19 protein-coding genes are annotated in these 16,343 nt (G+C 35.8%); all 19 read left to right on the top strand.

The annotated features are described in order from the left end of the window. Positions 1 to 75 precede the first annotated feature (75 nt). The 19 genes from spoIVA (at position 76) to A2J09_RS03235 (ending at position 16,319) form a co-directional block, all read left to right on the top strand. Positions 76 to 1,554 (top strand): stage IV sporulation protein A, encoded by a 1,479-nt coding sequence (gene spoIVA / locus A2J09_RS03150; protein ID WP_031417971.1) that lies wholly within the window; start codon positions 76 to 78, stop codon positions 1,552 to 1,554. A 199-nt stretch (positions 1,555 to 1,753) separates the two neighbouring features. After that, the gene (locus tag A2J09_RS03155) at positions 1,754 to 2,026 is read left to right on the top strand and encodes an HU family DNA-binding protein (RefSeq protein ID WP_004232618.1); all 273 of its coding nucleotides are present in this window, start codon (positions 1,754 to 1,756) and stop codon (positions 2,024 to 2,026) included. 219 nt (positions 2,027 to 2,245) lie between these two features. Continuing rightward, positions 2,246 to 2,815 carry a GTP cyclohydrolase I FolE gene (gene folE, locus A2J09_RS03160; protein ID WP_012293615.1) on the top strand — a complete coding sequence of 190 codons (570 nt, stop codon included), beginning with the start codon at positions 2,246 to 2,248 and terminating at the stop codon, positions 2,813 to 2,815. A gap of 62 nt (positions 2,816 to 2,877) precedes the next feature. Beyond that, on the top strand, positions 2,878 to 3,096 hold the full coding sequence (gene mtrB, locus A2J09_RS03165; RefSeq protein ID WP_004232621.1) for a trp RNA-binding attenuation protein MtrB: 219 nt from the start codon (positions 2,878 to 2,880) through the stop codon (positions 3,094 to 3,096). A gap of 252 nt (positions 3,097 to 3,348) precedes the next feature. Beyond that, on the top strand, positions 3,349 to 4,116 hold the full coding sequence (locus A2J09_RS03170; RefSeq protein ID WP_012293617.1) for a heptaprenyl diphosphate synthase component 1: 768 nt from the start codon (positions 3,349 to 3,351) through the stop codon (positions 4,114 to 4,116). Between the two features lie 14 nt (positions 4,117 to 4,130). After that, positions 4,131 to 4,835 carry a demethylmenaquinone methyltransferase gene (locus A2J09_RS03175; protein ID WP_012293618.1) on the top strand — a complete coding sequence of 235 codons (705 nt, stop codon included), beginning with the start codon at positions 4,131 to 4,133 and terminating at the stop codon, positions 4,833 to 4,835. Between the two features lie 19 nt (positions 4,836 to 4,854). Beyond that, on the top strand, positions 4,855 to 5,829 hold the full coding sequence (hepT, locus tag A2J09_RS03180) for a heptaprenyl diphosphate synthase component II (RefSeq protein ID WP_012293619.1): 975 nt from the start codon (positions 4,855 to 4,857) through the stop codon (positions 5,827 to 5,829). Positions 5,830 to 5,915: 86 nt separating this feature from the next. Continuing rightward, the gene (ndk, locus tag A2J09_RS03185; RefSeq protein WP_012293620.1) at positions 5,916 to 6,332 is read left to right on the top strand and encodes a nucleoside-diphosphate kinase; all 417 of its coding nucleotides are present in this window, start codon (positions 5,916 to 5,918) and stop codon (positions 6,330 to 6,332) included. A gap of 116 nt (positions 6,333 to 6,448) precedes the next feature. Beyond that, a complete protein-coding gene (locus A2J09_RS03190) occupies positions 6,449 to 7,486 on the top strand; it encodes a tyrosine-type recombinase/integrase (protein ID WP_012293621.1) in 1,038 nt (345 codons plus the stop codon). 105 nt (positions 7,487 to 7,591) lie between these two features. Further along, the gene (locus A2J09_RS03195; RefSeq protein ID WP_012293622.1) at positions 7,592 to 7,795 is read left to right on the top strand and encodes a hypothetical protein; all 204 of its coding nucleotides are present in this window, start codon (positions 7,592 to 7,594) and stop codon (positions 7,793 to 7,795) included. Positions 7,796 to 8,976: 1,181 nt separating this feature from the next. Further along, the gene (locus A2J09_RS03200; RefSeq protein WP_036161158.1) at positions 8,977 to 9,939 is read left to right on the top strand and encodes a hypothetical protein; all 963 of its coding nucleotides are present in this window, start codon (positions 8,977 to 8,979) and stop codon (positions 9,937 to 9,939) included. Between the two features lie 925 nt (positions 9,940 to 10,864). Next, entirely contained in the window at positions 10,865 to 11,260 is a 396-nt protein-coding gene (locus A2J09_RS03205) for a hypothetical protein (RefSeq protein ID WP_036161162.1), read from the top strand. A 30-nt stretch (positions 11,261 to 11,290) separates the two neighbouring features. Further along, a complete protein-coding gene (locus A2J09_RS03210; protein ID WP_012293626.1) occupies positions 11,291 to 12,157 on the top strand; it encodes an SU10 major capsid protein in 867 nt (288 codons plus the stop codon). Positions 12,158 to 12,241: 84 nt separating this feature from the next. Next, positions 12,242 to 12,412, top strand: coding sequence for an XRE family transcriptional regulator (locus A2J09_RS23290; protein ID WP_139015324.1), 171 nt, complete (start codon positions 12,242 to 12,244; stop codon positions 12,410 to 12,412). Positions 12,413 to 12,444: 32 nt separating this feature from the next. Continuing rightward, positions 12,445 to 12,630: a hypothetical protein gene (locus tag A2J09_RS03215; RefSeq protein ID WP_012293627.1), complete on the top strand. Its 186-nt coding sequence runs from the start codon at positions 12,445 to 12,447 to the stop codon at positions 12,628 to 12,630. Between the two features lie 64 nt (positions 12,631 to 12,694). Further along, positions 12,695 to 13,684, top strand: coding sequence for a hypothetical protein (locus A2J09_RS03220; protein WP_036161165.1), 990 nt, complete (start codon positions 12,695 to 12,697; stop codon positions 13,682 to 13,684). 28 nt (positions 13,685 to 13,712) lie between these two features. Continuing rightward, positions 13,713 to 14,108 carry a hypothetical protein gene (locus A2J09_RS03225; RefSeq protein ID WP_036162631.1) on the top strand — a complete coding sequence of 132 codons (396 nt, stop codon included), beginning with the start codon at positions 13,713 to 13,715 and terminating at the stop codon, positions 14,106 to 14,108. 2 nt (positions 14,109 to 14,110) lie between these two features. Continuing rightward, a complete protein-coding gene (locus A2J09_RS03230) occupies positions 14,111 to 15,700 on the top strand; it encodes a terminase large subunit domain-containing protein (protein ID WP_012293630.1) in 1,590 nt (529 codons plus the stop codon). A gap of 64 nt (positions 15,701 to 15,764) precedes the next feature. Beyond that, positions 15,765 to 16,319 carry a hypothetical protein gene (locus tag A2J09_RS03235; RefSeq protein WP_012293631.1) on the top strand — a complete coding sequence of 185 codons (555 nt, stop codon included), beginning with the start codon at positions 15,765 to 15,767 and terminating at the stop codon, positions 16,317 to 16,319. Positions 16,320 to 16,343: the final 24 nt, after the last annotated feature.

The following is a 16,343-nucleotide window of genomic DNA, read 5'->3' on the forward strand; positions in this document are numbered from 1 at the left end:
TTTGTGAGGGGCTTTTTCATATTTGTCTACAAGCTCGCATATAGTGAAAAAGCGTAGATAAAGGAGGCAGAAACCTTGAGTGAAGCAGTATTTAGAGAAATTGCAGAGCGAACAAATGGCGATGTTTATATTGGTGTTGTCGGTCCAGTACGTGTAGGTAAATCAACATTTGTAAAAAAGGTAATGGAATCCGTCGTGTTACCAAACATTGTGGATGAAACAGAAAGAATGCGAGCACAGGATGAGTTGCCACAAAGTTCTCCAGGGCCAGTCATTATGACCGCTGAGCCGAAGTTTGTGCCTGCTCAAGCAACCCGTATTGTGGTCGGTGATGATGAAATGCCATTTCAAATTCGTTTAGCAGATTGTGTGGGTTATATTATCGAAGGAACAAAAGGCTATGAAGATGAAAATGGTCCGAAATTTGTTCATACTCCTTGGCATACAGAGCCTATTCCGTTCCAGGAAGCAGCGAAAATAGGTACGGATAAAGTAATTCGCGATCATGCGAATATTGGAATAGTAGTGACGACTGATGGAACAGTTAACGGTATTAGTCGTCGAGCTGCAGAGAAGGCAGAAGAAGAGATTGTTGAGCAATTAAAAGAAATTGGCAAGCCTTTTGTCATATTACTTAATTGCCAAATGCCTGCTAGAGAAGAAACTGTTCAACTGCGTAATGAGTTGTTTGAACGTTATAATGTTCCTGTTATCGCCATTTCAATTGATCAAATGAGAGAAGCGGATATTCAGTATATTTTACAAGAGGCACTATTTGAATTCCCAATCCGGACAATTGAAGTGGAGAAGCCAGATTGGTTAGACGTGCTAGATGCCTCACATCCATTAAATGTTGCACTGATTGATTCGATGGAAGAGGTACTTTCTTCTGTTATGAAAATTAGGGATGTGCAACAAGCATCTGACGCTTTTAAAGCTATTGATTTTATAGATCAAAGTGAAGTAGTTCATGTAGATGCGGGTATTGGAACAGCTGTAATTCGTGTGTCCTTACAGGGTGAACTATATAAATCGGTTTGTAATGAATGGTTAGAGGAACCGATTGAAACGAAAAAAGATTGGCTACTATTTATTAAGGAAGCCGCTGAGGCAAAAGAAGCTCAAAAACGCTTTAAAAGTGCCATACATGATGCGGATATGACAGGTTATGGTGTTACATTACCAATGATGCAGGAATTTGAGCCAACAGCTCCAGAATTAATTAAGCAAAATAATTTCTTTGGTGTACGAATGAAAGCGAAGGCGCCATCTTATCATATTATTCGTGTCGATATGGATTCAGAATTTGCCCCATTAATCGGCTCTGAGTTCCATAGTCAGCAACTTTTAAAAGATTTGAACCATGCTTATTTACATGATCGTGATGCACTATGGAATACACAGCTATTTGGAACACCATTACATGAAGTATTAAAAGAAGGTATTCGCTATAAAATGGATGCAGTTCCACCTACTGCCAAAAAACGTATGCGTCAAACGATCGAACGTATGGTAAATGAAGGGGATCGTGGGTTAGTTACCTTTATTTTATAGTGATAAAAATTAAAAAGAAGTGTAAAAAAATAGGTAAAGGGCTTTTCGTTTTTATGCGAAAAGTCCTTTTTTTTGATTTTTTGGGTGAAAAACTGATTTTTTGGTTATAATCATGAATGAATACAGTTGCGTAGCGGTTTTCTATGTGTTACTCTTTTTACAGAATTGGTTCATGACCCTTTGAGAGGAGGTGAATGGTGTGAATAAAACAGAATTAGTAAACTCTGTTGCTGAAGCTGCAGGTCTTTCTAAAAAAGACGCTTCTAAAGCAGTTGAAGCTGTATTTGATACAATTCAAGATGCTCTTGCAAAGGGTGACAAAGTACAATTAATTGGTTTTGGTAACTTCGAAGTACGTGAACGTGCGGCTCGTAAAGGTCGTAACCCACAAACTGGTAAAGAAATCGAAATCGCTGCTAGCAAGGTGCCTGCTTTCAAACCAGGTAAAGCGCTTAAAGACGCGGTAAAATAATACACGTCTAGTAGTTACATAGAGCAGTCTTCATGTTAACGAACATGGAGACTGCTCTTTTTAACGTCAAGTATTAATACATAATCATATAAAAGCTAGATTTGCTAACTTGCAACAAATTTTTTGTGAAACAAGTAAGTCATTTTGCGCTTACCTTTTGGATGTGCTACGATGCATAGGGAAATGTGTAATGTTTTGATATGCAGGAGGTTTTTTTGAATGTCGAATATAGATTTATTAAAAATAGAAGAAGCCGTTAAAATGATTTTAGAGGCGGTAGGTGAAGACGTAAATCGAGAAGGTTTATTAGATACACCAAAACGTGTTGCCAAAATGTATGCTGAGATGTTTAGTGGCTTACATGAGGATGCTAAAGACTATTTTAGAACAGTGTTCCACGAGGATCATGAAGAGTTGGTTCTTGTCAAAGATATTCCTTTTTATTCGATGTGTGAGCATCATCTAGTTCCGTTTTATGGAAAAGCACATGTCGCTTACATACCGAATGACGGCATTGTGGCAGGGCTAAGCAAATTAGGTCGTGCAGTAGAAACAATTGCTCGTCGACCACAGTTGCAAGAGCGTATTACGTCTTCAGTCGCTGATACAATAATGGAAATGCTAGCACCAAAAGGGGTTTATGTGGTGATTGAAGCTGAGCACATGTGTATGACCATGCGCGGGCTGAAAAAACCAGGCTCCAAAACCGTAACATCTGTAGCAAGAGGTGTTTACGAGGAAGATGAAGTGAAACGTAGAGAAGTTCTATCATTTATTCAAATGTCTTAAATTGCTTGTCTAATTATGTTATGATGAACTAAGAATTTGTCGGATTTAAGGAGTGTACAAGAATGTCACAAGATTATATTGTTATTCAAGCTGAAGAAGATGGTGTACATGTCATTGGTTTAACGCGTGGAACAGATACAAAGTTCCATCATTCTGAAAAGTTAGATGCCGGCGAAGTTATGATTGCTCAATTTACAGAACACACTTCTGCGATGAAGATTCGAGGGAAAGCACAGATTCATACAGCACATGGTGTGATTAATAGTGAAGCAAAAAAATAATAAATAGACAAGATATGGTTTCATAATAGTTTTTATCCGTGCCATTTAGGCACATATAAATGAGTTAGTTGTGAAAAACTAATTATATGGGCAGTAGCATTCCCACCTCATGGGAAAGCTTTACTGCCTATCCTCTTGAAGTAAGCAAAATTTTTTTATTCCGCATCGTTGCGTATGCTATAATGACTCAGTAAGCAAACGTTAAGACTAAGATAGGATTAACGTATTTGAAAGTGAAATGGAGTAAGGTCTATGAATGCAACATACATTCAAAATTCAATTGCCCAGTTAAAAACAGAGATTTTCATGGATGTTCGTCATAGAACTTTGCAAAAATACACAGGAATGCCTGTGCTAGATGAAAATCAATTGTTTTATTTGTTAGTCCCATTTTTGAATGGTGAAGTGTGGCAACAGGAGCAACAAGAGGCTGCCATTACTGTTGGCATTGTGTATGCGGCATTGGCGGCACACGATCATATAAAAGAATTAGATGCTACTTCTAAAGAACAGCAGCTAACGGTATTAGCTGGGGATTTTTATAGTGGTCGTTATTACGAAATATTAGCAATGTCTGGAAATGTCGAATTGATACGAAAATTGTCACAAGGAATTGTGACACGATGTGAAAACCAGATAAAGGTTTATGAGGCTGAACAAAGAACGATCGAGCAATGGTATGCTTCGATGTGCAATATTGAATCAGGATTAATTGCTCAATTTTTCGAGCTTTATTCTTTTAGTGAATATATACCGTTAATGGAAAAAAGTTTATTGATTTTACGTTTAGAAAAAGAAATGACAGCTTATCAACGTGGACAATCGTCTTTAATAGGTAAGGCACTTGAAGAAAGTGTTCAACGTCATGGTACAACTTTTCATAGCGTCATCAAGCAGAAAATAGTGCATTTAAAAATAGAGCTGTCAAAGATGGTGGAGAGTGCATCATTTTTACAAAATGATGTGAAACGAGCTTTACATGCACATGTAGAGGCTTCTATTGCTTCTACTAACGGATAAGAGAGGTTTTCAAAATGGCTAAAACGAAAGCAGAGCATGTTCATGAAGTATTTGAGAGTATCTCGGATAATTATGACAAAATGAATGGTGTTATTAGTTTCCAAATGCATATTGGTTGGCGTAACGATACCATGAAACACATGGCTGTCAAACCGGGATCAAAGGCATTGGATGTTTGCTGTGGTACAGCAGATTGGACGATCGCATTGGCTGAGGCAGTTGGAGAAAGTGGAGAAGTTAAAGGACTCGACTTTAGTCAAAACATGCTTAAAGTTGGCGAAAAAAAAGTACAACCATATCCGCAAATTGAATTGATTCATGGAAATGCTATGGAATTACCTTTTCCAGATGATACGTTTGATTATGTGACGATTGGTTTTGGTCTACGCAATGTACCAGATTATTTGCAAGTATTAAAGGAAATGCACCGTGTCGTAAAACCAGGTGGTATGGTTGTATGTTTAGAAACATCTCAATCTGAAATTCCTGGTTACCGTCAATTATTCCGTTTTTATTTTAAATATATAATGCCGATATTTGGTAAAATATTTGCGAAAAGTTACAAGGAGTATTCTTGGCTTCAAGAATCTGCGAATGATTTCCCAGGTATGAAAAAGTTAGCGGCATTGTTTGAGCAGGCAGGATTAGAAAAAGTAACGTACAAAGCATACAGTGGCGGGGCTGCGGCAATGCATATAGGCTTTAAAAAGATACGTTAATGGGGGAAGGTTTTCACACGTGGAAAAGATGAAGTTAAAACTACTCTATTCCGATTTGAAATCAGATATCGATATCATTGAACGAGAGTTAGAAAATGCGGTGGACTCATCTTCATATTTGATCAACGATGCTTCTCTCCATTTATTACAAGCTGGTGGCAAACGTATACGACCAATTTTTGTATTACTAGGTGCAAAATTTGGTGAATATGACATTGAGAAGATGAAGGATGTTGCAGTCCCTTTAGAACTCATTCATATGGCATCACTTGTCCATGATGATGTTATTGATGATTCCAATATGCGAAGAGGACGCCCAACTGTCAAAGCGCAATGGAATAACCGAGTAGCAATGTACACGGGCGATTTTATTTTTGCACGTGCTCTCGAATATATTACAAAATTAGAAGACCCACTAGTTCATCAAATTTTAGCACGTACCATGGTTGAGATTTGTAACGGTGAAGTTATTCAAATTGAAGATAAATTTAGACTAGATCAAGGTTTAAAAGATTATTTTAGAAGAATCAAACGCAAAACAGCTTTACTCATTTCCTCAAGTTGTGAGTTAGGGGCTGTGGCGGCAGGCGTTGATGCTAAAACTGTACGTCATTTAAAGCGCTTCGGCTACTTTGTGGGCATGAGCTTCCAAATTATCGACGATGTTTTAGATATAATGGCAACAGATAAGGAGCTAGGAAAGCCAGCGGGTAGTGATTTACTACAAGGCAATATTACCTTACCGATTCTCTTGTTAAAGGATGATCCGGAGATGCAGCCTTATTTAGTAAAAGTATTTGCCGGTACATTAACAGAAGTCGAACGTCAAAATATGTTGCACTATGTGCGTAAATCTCATGCAATTGAGCAAGCTAATCGTATGAGTGATAAATACTTGAAAAAAGCTTTACAAGAAATAGATGCCTTACCAAAACATCCCGTAAAGAAAAAGCTACGTGATGTCGCATTGTTTATGGGTAAGCGCAAATTCTAGCTTTTTGTTGTACAAAGTCGCGTTTTTTGTTAATATTTATCGGTAGGTGTAAAACCTGTTAGAAGAACTTAAGGAGTGTTTTAAACATGGCAATTGAACAAACTTTTTTAATGGTTAAGCCAGATGGCGTTGAGCGTCAAGTAGTTGGAGACATCGTTGATCGTTTTGAACGTCGCGGTTTTGTAATGAAAGGTGCTAAATTAATGGTAATTCCAAAAGAATTAGCAGAAAAGCACTATGCTGAACATGCTGAGCGTCCATTCTTTGGGGAACTAGTTGATTTCATCACTTCTGGTCCTGTATTCGCTATGGTATGGGAAGGCGAAAACGTAATTAAGCTTGCTCGTACAATGATGGGAGCAACTAAACCTGAGGAATCTAACCCAGGTACAATCCGTGGTGACTATGCAACAACTGTTTCTCACAACATCATCCACGGTTCTGACTCTCTTGCTTCTGCAGAGCGCGAAATCGCTTTATTCTTCGGTGAAGATTTAGTTTAATTTTCGATTCTAAGAAGCGTAGCGAAAAAAACTACGGATAGAACTAAATAATAAAATCATCTATTTTTCGATGTGACTTTTACCTTCTAACAAAAAAATGTTAGGAGGTTTTTTGTTTGTCAAAATCATTCAATAAAGTTAACTCAAACATTGATATAAGCTTATTGACTATCAAAACTGAAAAAGAACCAAAGAAAGAAATGGTAAAAAAAACCGATAACTCAATAGTTAAAATTGATACTTTTGATGAAATGGATAGTAGAAATATAAAAATTGGACATGCATTAAAAATTTTAAATCAACAATGGCGACTAAGTGGATTAAGACCAAGGACAATTGATAGTTATAACTATAATTTTAAGCGTTTTGTTGAGGTTACCGAAGTTGAATATCTCCACGAAATCAACAATGAAAAAATTTATCAATATTTATCAAGCTTCGACAATGTGAAGGACACTTCCCTACAAGGTCGTTTAAAGCAAATTAAAGCCGTTCTAAGCAAGTGTCACGATAACGGATGGTATAACTCGAAGTTTTGGAAAAACATCAAAATAAAAGTAAATACAAGCGTTAAGGAAGCTGCTACAGAAAAAGAGTTAACAGTATTGTTATCACTTTTGGATAAATCAACATATTCAGGATTACGTGATAGTATAGCAATTTTACTTTTATACAAAACAGGTATTCGAATTAAAACATTGGGTGCGTTGAGAGAGCAAAATATTGATTTTGATAATATGCTTTTGAAATTACAAGGAGAGATAATGAAGGCGCATAGACCATTGATTCTCCCTTTAGATGATGAAATGTGTACTTTATTAAGAGAGTTGATTTCAATAAACGATTATGTCAGGAAGGAACATAGAGAAAAGAATGATTATATTTTTCTTTCAAACATAGGCGTACCAATTTCAAATACAGTTTCACCGTCAAATTTAATTGCAAAAAATTTATGGGTGTACAGTAAAAAGTGGAATTTAAAGAACGTTAATCCTCATTCCATTCGAAGGTTGTATGCCCAAAATTTGGTGAAACGTGGGGCAGATATAAACTTAGTATCTCATGCCTTAGCTCACTCAGATTTATCAACAACCTCAAAATATTTGGGATTAGATATTGGTACAGTAGCAAAAAACTTACGTGACTTTTTATAAGGGAGGATAAACGAAGATGTACAAGCTATGCTGACGTACTTTGACTAAATCGAGGATTAGTAGATTAGTTACCACAAATGATGAAAACAAAAGGAGTAGAAGACAATGATAGACTACAAAATTATTTTTTCAGTACCACAGACTTTTGAAGGGTTCAACGAGTTTGCAACAGCGCAGGGGAATGTTGACAGCATTGTAATTACAACTAAAGATGGTCAGACGGTGGTCTTAAATGATGTGGAAAGCTTTGAGATTGTTGAAGCAGTCAAGATTGATGTACATGAAGAACAGGATGAAAAGCTTATATAGAAAACTCGACTAAGCGAGTATAAACAGGCATTAGGCTTAGAGCGTTCTCACGTTATCTGAATGATGATGTGAGAGGTTGCAATAGAAAATGATTGCATAGAAAAAGCCATTAGTGCGGGAACACTAACGACTTTTAACTGAATATGACTACCGCAAAGCGATAGCATACACACCAATGTAACGCTATTGTACAGCCTATTCAAAAAAAATTCAACGTCTAGGCTTATTTAAGTGCGTTTATTTTTGGTAGTCGAACGTGGAAGCCTAGTAACACGTTCTCAAACTAAACTTGACAGGTTTGTACGATAGCCGATGTAATAATTATCGTTAGCACTCTATGTAAGCGTTCCTTGTTTCGCTTTGGGTGCGAATGGTGGTGACTACCGTTAAAGGTCAGGAGTGGAAGGTCTGAGTGGTTACGGCTACACAGGGTATTATCAAACATCACAAAAGTTTCGTGATTTCCTCATGCAGTAGGATAAGGATTAGTGGCATAGCAGAAAGCGATTGTACAGATTGTGAGAACTATTGGGGGCAGAAGTAGATAGTAGATATACCGAACGAGAGTTCACGCTTAAACAGGGCATACGATACGGATTCTACGAACGAGGATTCATGAAACTATGAGAGGTGTCTGTCTTGTTCCTTGTAGTCTATTTATAGATTTCTTGAGAACAAGGCAGGCACTTTTTCACCGAGCCGTTGCTACTCACTCGGCTTCATGTTTGGTAGGACGTGAATGATTGTCAAGCATTAAATCCACTTAGGGCGTAAATAATATTAGTTTATTAGTGATTAAAATTGTCTATATAAAGTGTGTACCATTTTGGAACAGATTTTACACTAGGGTGGGTCTAAAATGTGTCCCAATTTGGGACAGTTTTTAGATAAGGTGGTCTAAAATGTGAGCTGAGTTGGAACACATTCTGACAAGTTTAAAGAAAGAAACATATTAAAGAAATAAATAGGGATAAAGAAAAAAACTATGGACGGGCTGACGCCCTAGTCTGCTTTCATGAATTGAATCTAAGAATCTACTAGGTGGAATAGATACACCTTCCTCAAAGGAAGTAGTGTCAAAACAGTCATTTGATATATGGTTTCTTAATATCATAAATTTATCAGATAATACCATCCAACTTTTTGGTATGATTGACATAGTAATAAGGAGGATGTTTTTAATGAGAATTAAGGAAATTGAATATTGGGTAGATGATATTTTTGCAGATGCAAGTCGTATAAATAATACGCTTTCAGTTAAAGTACAAAAAGCAGAAGAGGATATGAATTTTTTTAGTGATATAGATTGGGAAAACTTTTATTATGATTCTGTTTCTCAAGTAGAAGTATTGATTAAAACTATGCAAAAAAGTCCTTTTGAAAAAAGCCTTAAAAAAGAAATAGGCGAACTAAGTTATTTTATTGCTAGCAAAGATACTCATAGATTTAATGAACTTAAAATAACTTTAGAGAAAATACTTGCTAAGTTTTCAATACTTATAGATACAGTAAGAATTGTGGAAGATAATAGAAACGAAAAATATAATTTTGTTTATGCGATTAAACTACCTTCTTTTGAGTTATTTGATGATGTAGCAGAGTTTACAAAACATTTGAATCAGATTTTCTCAATAGTTCTTACAGATAATAAAAAAGCCAAGTTAGTCGGATTTGATAAAGGTTCAGAATGGTATCAAGTTGCATTAGATAGTTTAGTGGACTTCAAGATATTCGGTTTATTTTTAGCAAATGCTATCAAGTATGTAAAGATAGTTTTAGAGGATAAACGCAGAGAAAATGAAGTGAATTTTGATGCGGAGACTAAGCAATTAATTTTGGAAAATATGAATATGCAACAAAAAATGATAAGACAGGAGTATGTTCGTAGTGTAATGAATACTTCTGACGTACCACAAACACCTGAGAATTTTGAATTGCATCAAATGGCTTTTGAAAGAATGGCGAACTTAATGCTTAAAGGAACTGAGGTACATATAGAACGTCAAATTGAAAATAATAATGAAGATTCTAATGAAGCACCTGTTCTTTTACCGAATTTAGAAAGTGTAAAAGGTCTATTAGAATTATACAGAGATACATTGTTAGAGCATAATAGCGAATCTGATTCTAGTGAAGAGGATTAGTTATTATAAAAGCACATCGAAATTTCGTGGTGTGCTTTTTTCTCTTGCCTACCTTCTCAGAATAGCCCTCAGACGATTCGAGATATAGCAAGATGGATACTTGGTTGCTTAGATGGCTCTCAGGTCGTGTGTGAAGGTTGTGACCTTCGTTATGCGGGTGACTTAATTAATACCCTTCTTTTGGAGGAAGTAGTGAAAGCACCTATTTTGCAGGTGTTTTTTAATTGTGCGGAAAAAAGTATTACAAAAGTGACTTCCCACCGCCTTAAAGAATGAGGGATTCTTTTCTTTACTGAGAGACAATGGCGTAGAGTAATCTACACAAGCACACTAGGACTAAAAACAAAACAATGTACTAAGTGCGGTGAACACTTGCCTGCTACTGACGAGTTTTATAGCGACAATAAATCAGCAAAAGATGGACTATTATCTATCTGTAAAGCATGTCGATAAAGGGCTTGTACAAAAAAGTATTACAAAAGTGACTTCCCACCGCCTTAAAGAATGAGAGGGTTATTTAATAAAATGAAAGTTTTACTTATGCTCAGGTTTTACTAGAGCCTTAGCATAATTTCCATAAGATAATCCAAAAAATGATAACTACTGAACGTAATTATCGCCATTGTTTGAGGGCTACTTTATTGTAGTCCTTTTTTTATTGAGTTTTATTCAAATCTTTAACTGAGTATGTTCATTACATCTATTGAATGTGGAGCGCTCAGGACACCACTTGGAAAGCTTGAGTAGCACCTGTGAGCCATCTTGATGGTTCGGGTGAAGATTTATGAGTGGCTCAATTAGAACACCGTACAGAGCGTTCTCAGGTCTTAAATAGGTTGGTGGAAAATCAAGCCATGAGCATTTGCTTATTAGCTTTTTTATTCGTGAAAATACGGAAAAATTCATATCAGAAGGAGGATTATTAATGGAAAACTTACAAACAGAAGAATCAGTTGAAATGGTAGCAGAGGTAGTTGAAGCACCTGTTGAACAGACAGAGGAGCAAGCGGTTGACTATGACGCTATCCAAGACCAAGCCAAGCAACTTGAGATTGAAAAACAACAACTTAAAGAGGATACTTTGAAGTTCCGACTTGAGCAAGAGGGCTTAGGTTTTGCCAAAGACTTTGCAACAACGTATTCACCTACAGAAAACATTGAAAAGCAAATTGAAATGATTCAGCAATTAATCGCTGAAATCAAGTTAGATATGGGCTTCAAGCCAAAAGAAGTTGCTAAGCAAGATGATTATACAGCTCACAAGCAAAATGGTGACGCTAAAGGCATGATTGCAAGCAAGTTCGCAAAATTATTTAAGTAAAACAAAATAACAGGAAGAAGGAATTTATTAATGTTTAATTCACAATCATTCACAGAATCAGAACGCATTTCATTAGCAAATGAGATTGCAGTAATTGGAGTTCAGGCAACGCCATTTACATCATTACTTATGGCAAAAGGTAATATTGAAAAAGCGCTTAGTACTGTGTACACATGGAGAGAAAAATCACTTTCAAATGATGAAGATATTTCAGCAGTAGAGGGTGCGGACACCACAGTTTTCTATGAGAGCGCTAGAGCAGAGCTAAGTAACATCCTTGAGATTTTCAAGAAGGGTGTTCAGGTATCAGGTACAGCAGAAGCAATGCAATCAACTCAGTTCTCAGCAGAGGTTGCTGACCGATTGTTAGAGCTAAAAGTAAACATGGAAAAGAAATTCATCAATGGTCTTAAAGCAGATGGTTCAAAAGCGCCTTTCAAGCGTCAATTATCAGGTCTAATTGAAATGGCTGACGCTACTAATGCTGTAACAGCTCCAATTGATGAAAAAGCAATTAAACAAGTTATGCGTAACCTTTGGAATCAGAATTTAGCAGAAGGTCAGGTTTATGCCTTTGTAAATGCTGATATTAAAGAAAAAATTGACGCTATCTATAAGGATAATTACTCATACAATCATGTAACAACTTCTTTTGGATTGCTAGTTGATGAAATCAATACTAACTATGGTTCAGTGAAATTTGTTTTATCTAAACATGTTCCTGCTGACAAAGTGGTGTTCTTTAATGACGCTTATGTTGATTTAGCATACTTGCGTGAGCCACACTTTGAGCCACTTGCAAAAACAGGTGACTCAGTGAAGGGTCAAGTGGTTGCAGAAGCTACATTAAAAGTTGGTTCAAAGAAAGCAGTTGCAGTATTAACTCAGGGCGAATAATACCTTTAGGCACTCTCTGTAATGGGAGTGCTTTTTTCAATTCATATCATGCAAATTTATTACTAGAAGAAAGGAAGTAAGACCATGACACAAATAGAGCTATTTTTAATGCGTAGACAAAAGCGAATTAAGCTATCTGATATTGCTAAGCACATTGATTGCTCAATCGCTTTGCTATCACGTCACGAAAATAACAAAGTAGCAATGGATTCAAGCAAAGTGAAGATGTACAAAGAATATATCTTGAACAACTAAATGCTCAATGGAGTAGAACAGGAGCGTTACAGATGAAACAGTTAACTGAGCAAGATTTCTTCTTTTGCTTTACAAAGAAGTTATCAATATTTCTAAAAGAAGAAGGCATTTCATACATCATTAAGGCTAAAAGCATTAAGGATAATGCCATTTATACAGTCTATCAAAAAACTGATGAACTACAGCGAGCTTTAGACAAATACAAGGAAATCAATTAGGGAGTTGCCTAGAGGGTGACTTCCTTTTTATTACAAAAATACAATCACACAGGAGTTTTTAACAATGGAAAAATTTACTTATATTCAAATTAACAATCAAATGATAGATGAAAGAACTGAGTTTCACCTTACATCTGAGGAATTATATGTTTACTCGTTGCTATCAATGAGCAGAAACCTGAGAGGTCAAATATTTACAACACCATCGACTATCCATGATATGGGGCATATCAAGTTAGCAAGTAGCCAAAAGCGAGGGGTACAAGCCATTAAGAATACGCTTATCTCACTAAGAGATAAAAAAGTTATTAGATTTACAAATGCAGATGGTGAGCTTACAGATGCTTTCAAAGCAAATGATACTTTATTAGTTGAGCTATCAAAATTTGACACTGAGTATTTCACTCAACTTGATTTTGAGGTGTTTGATGGAATCAAAGATATTCGCCATTTGCATGTTTACCTAGCTGTTTTTAAGTGGGCTAACAGTGGTGATGGCATATTTGGTTGCTCTAAGTCACGTTGGGCAAATATTTTAAAATGCTCAGAATCGACAGCATTTAAAGTAGTCAATGAAGCTGTTGAAGTAGGTCTGATTCACAAAAATATCGGTGATTACAATGACACAGGTAAACAAAACACTAATCAATACAGAACAACACCTTTTGAAGATGATGAAATCACACATCATTCATTTAGAAAGAAACATGGTGAAAAGGAAATAGAGGAAGTAACTAACCTAGAGCATTTTACTGTAGAAGAACTAAAAGAAACAGAAAAGCGATTCAACACATTTAAAGATGAAAACGGTGAAGATGTGTTCCCTAATGAACAGGATTATATTGCTGTTTTAGACTTACGAAAACAAAAAAGAAAAGTAGGCTTAACTGACTTTGAGAAAAGAGTTCTTAGAGCAGGGGAGAATCGCATTAATAAACTGAAAAAGCAAAAACCCTTAGTGGATAAAGAAACATATGAAGAGTATAAAGTGGTTGATAGATGCATTGAACTAGCAAAACTTGCTATTGAATGTAGAGATGGATATAACAGCTAAATCCCATCAAAAGAAAGGAATGATATTTATGGATATTTACAAAGCACTTGAAGCAGTTCCATACAAGAAAAGGGAATACTTCAAATGGAAGTTTGACTTATATATCAATCGAACAGAAGAACTTTCGGAAGAAGAACTGTGTCAAAAATTAGATGTGAAAACATTGAACCACATGAAGAAGTGGGAGAAATCTTCTGAGTATCTGATGTTGACTAATTTGTATCTTGAATCACGCATGGCGAATGATTTAGAGCAGATTTATCAAGTTACAGCAGAGAGAGCCATTGAAGGTGATGAAAAGTCTATTAAGCTATTACTAGACCTTCAAAAGCAGGTGAGAGCATTTAACAAGGAAGCTAAGACAACTAAAGTCTATGAGCCAATAGAAAACGATGGTGCTTATGATGAATTGGAGCTGTCTTAAAAATGGTAACTAAAGTTAATAAACTGACCAAAGTTCTTAGTGAGTTTCCATTATTCGCTAAGAACTTTATTTTTATTACTGACAACGAGAATCAAGTCATAAAGTTTGAAATCAATGAAGCACAGCAAGAAATTGAAAATCTTATGCTAGAAAATCGCTTTGTAGTCATTGGTAAAGCTCGACAAGCAGGTATAAGCACGTTTGTTCTTGCTAGGGCATTGTGGCGAGCATTAACCAAGCCTAATGAAAATATCTTGATTGTGAGTTATAAGGGTGATTCAGCAAAAGCACTCTTTGAAAAGTTGAAGCAAATGAATGATGCTGTTCCAAGAGATAAATTCCCTCATGTGTTTCCAAATGTTCGCAGGGATAACAGAAGTGAGTTATTATTCACTAATGGCTCAAGAATCAGTTCTGTGACAGCGGGGAACAAAGATATTGGGCGTGGTTCAACGTATACTTATGTCCATTTATCTGAGTTTGCTTTCTATGCTTCACAGGAAACGCAACTACTCTCAGTTGAACAATCCCTTGCAAAAGGAGCTGAGAGCCAATTAACAATTGAAACAACCTCAAATGGTACAAGTAACCACTTCTATCGCTTGTATATGCAAGCCCTCAAGAATAAGTCTAAGTATGTTCCTTACTTCATTCCCTTCTATCACAAGCTATACAAAAAACAATTCGCCCATGACTATGATGAAGCTGAGCGTTGGTACAAAGCTACCAATGGTGGCAAGAGACTTGTTTCTGATGATTTAGAAGAAGATGAATCAGTTCTACATAGAGCAGGGGCAACTTTAAGACAACTTATGTGGCGAAGATGGAAAATTCAAGACATGGAGAATGAACAACAGTTCATGCAAGAATATCCTTCTAATGCGTTAGAATCCTTTATTAGCACAGGGAAAAGTGTATTTGACCAAAACAAGGTATTAACTAGGCTTTCTTATTCAATTGAGCCATTATCTAAAAATGAGGTGCTGTCAGAAGTACCTGAGAGCGTTCGAAAATACATCGGTAAGGGCTTAGACCTTTTCGAATTGCCTGAGCGTTCAAAAAAATATTACTTTGGTGTCGATACAGCAAGTGGCTCAGGTAATGACTACTCAACAATTACTGTATTTGATTCAGAAGGGCAACAAGTAATGAGCTTCTACCATAATAAAATAGCAGTCTATGAATTTGCTCAGGTCATTTATGACTTGGGTATTTTTTATAACTATGCTTTTTTGACAGTAGAACGCAACTCATATGGTTTACCTGTCATTGAGCGCCTACGCAAAGAGCGTGGCTATCTCAATATGTATAAGATGAAAACCTTTGATGAACGAGGAAAGAAGAAGCTACAAATTGGTTTCATTACATCTGAGAAAACAAAGGCGATTATGATAAGCGATATGAAAGAGCAGTTTGAGCTAGGGCTTGTGAATATCGAATGTAAGACTACCTTACAGCAAATGCAAATGTTTGTTGAAACAAATGGTCGCTTAGGTAATAAGCGAGGGAATAGTGACTTGCACCATGATGATAGCGTGATTTCAACAGCATTAGCAATTCAAGGTATGAAAATAAATAAATGGTATGTATGAATTTGGTCTTCTTGTGGTAGATAATTACTTTTTATTGTAATATATAAGTATAGGAGGGATAGTTATGAAATGGTTAGATTTGTATATTGAAAGTTTAGAGGAATTTAAAGAAAAAACAGAAGGATTCTATTTGGATATGGATACATTTGTTTTACTTCTTGGTTTTAATGTTGGACTAGGGTTAAAACCGAACCAAGAAGTTAATAGAATTGTGGATTTTAAAACACATATTGAAAATATCTTGTCAGAAACAAAAATTAAAGAAAGTTTTCTTATTAAATCTTTAGTTTATGCAACAACTGAAATTCTTGAACATAATTTAACGAATCATGGTGATGCAATTTCTTTACACCTATCATCATTAGATAATCCTACTATAAAAGAAATATCAGAGAAAAAAATTGAAGAATTAACTAGCCCTAAATACTTATTAGAATTACGTTTATCTCTTGATATATGGAAACAAATTGTATCTGTTAAATTCTCATCTTCTAATCAACGGTCTTTAGAACGAGATGAAATGTTGAAGAAGAGTGAAAAATATAAAGATTTTATTGAAGATTTAACTGAAGAAGAAATGAATATGACATTTAAGGAATTGGTACAAAGAGATTCCTAGTAATAATTTGTGGTTACAGTCACG

It is taken from the genome of Lysinibacillus sphaericus, assembly GCF_001629735.1.
In the GTDB taxonomy this organism is placed as follows: domain Bacteria; phylum Bacillota; class Bacilli; order Bacillales_A; family Planococcaceae; genus Lysinibacillus; species Lysinibacillus pinottii.

What these genes read in the sequence shown, in the direction of transcription:
- A2J09_RS03230 (WP_012293630.1), top strand. Translation starts at nt 14,111, where the DNA reads ATGGTAACTAAAGTTAATAAACTGACCAAAGTTCTTAGTGAGTTTCCA.
- A2J09_RS03170 (WP_012293617.1), top strand. Translation starts at nt 3,349, where the DNA reads ATGAATGCAACATACATTCAAAATTCAATTGCCCAGTTAAAAACAGAG.
- A2J09_RS23290 (WP_139015324.1), top strand. Translation starts at nt 12,242, where the DNA reads ATGACACAAATAGAGCTATTTTTAATGCGTAGACAAAAGCGAATTAAG.
- A2J09_RS03210 (WP_012293626.1), top strand. Translation starts at nt 11,291, where the DNA reads ATGTTTAATTCACAATCATTCACAGAATCAGAACGCATTTCATTAGCA.
- A2J09_RS03215 (WP_012293627.1), top strand. Translation starts at nt 12,445, where the DNA reads ATGAAACAGTTAACTGAGCAAGATTTCTTCTTTTGCTTTACAAAGAAG.
- A2J09_RS03175 (WP_012293618.1), top strand. Translation starts at nt 4,131, where the DNA reads ATGGCTAAAACGAAAGCAGAGCATGTTCATGAAGTATTTGAGAGTATC.
- A2J09_RS03225 (WP_036162631.1), top strand. Translation starts at nt 13,713, where the DNA reads ATGGATATTTACAAAGCACTTGAAGCAGTTCCATACAAGAAAAGGGAA.
- A2J09_RS03200 (WP_036161158.1), top strand. Translation starts at nt 8,977, where the DNA reads ATGAGAATTAAGGAAATTGAATATTGGGTAGATGATATTTTTGCAGAT.
- A2J09_RS03195 (WP_012293622.1), top strand. Translation starts at nt 7,592, where the DNA reads ATGATAGACTACAAAATTATTTTTTCAGTACCACAGACTTTTGAAGGG.
- folE (WP_012293615.1), top strand. Translation starts at nt 2,246, where the DNA reads ATGTCGAATATAGATTTATTAAAAATAGAAGAAGCCGTTAAAATGATT.
- A2J09_RS03205 (WP_036161162.1), top strand. Translation starts at nt 10,865, where the DNA reads ATGGAAAACTTACAAACAGAAGAATCAGTTGAAATGGTAGCAGAGGTA.
- mtrB (WP_004232621.1), top strand. Translation starts at nt 2,878, where the DNA reads ATGTCACAAGATTATATTGTTATTCAAGCTGAAGAAGATGGTGTACAT.
- A2J09_RS03220 (WP_036161165.1), top strand. Translation starts at nt 12,695, where the DNA reads ATGGAAAAATTTACTTATATTCAAATTAACAATCAAATGATAGATGAA.
- A2J09_RS03235 (WP_012293631.1), top strand. Translation starts at nt 15,765, where the DNA reads ATGAAATGGTTAGATTTGTATATTGAAAGTTTAGAGGAATTTAAAGAA.
- ndk (WP_012293620.1), top strand. Translation starts at nt 5,916, where the DNA reads ATGGCAATTGAACAAACTTTTTTAATGGTTAAGCCAGATGGCGTTGAG.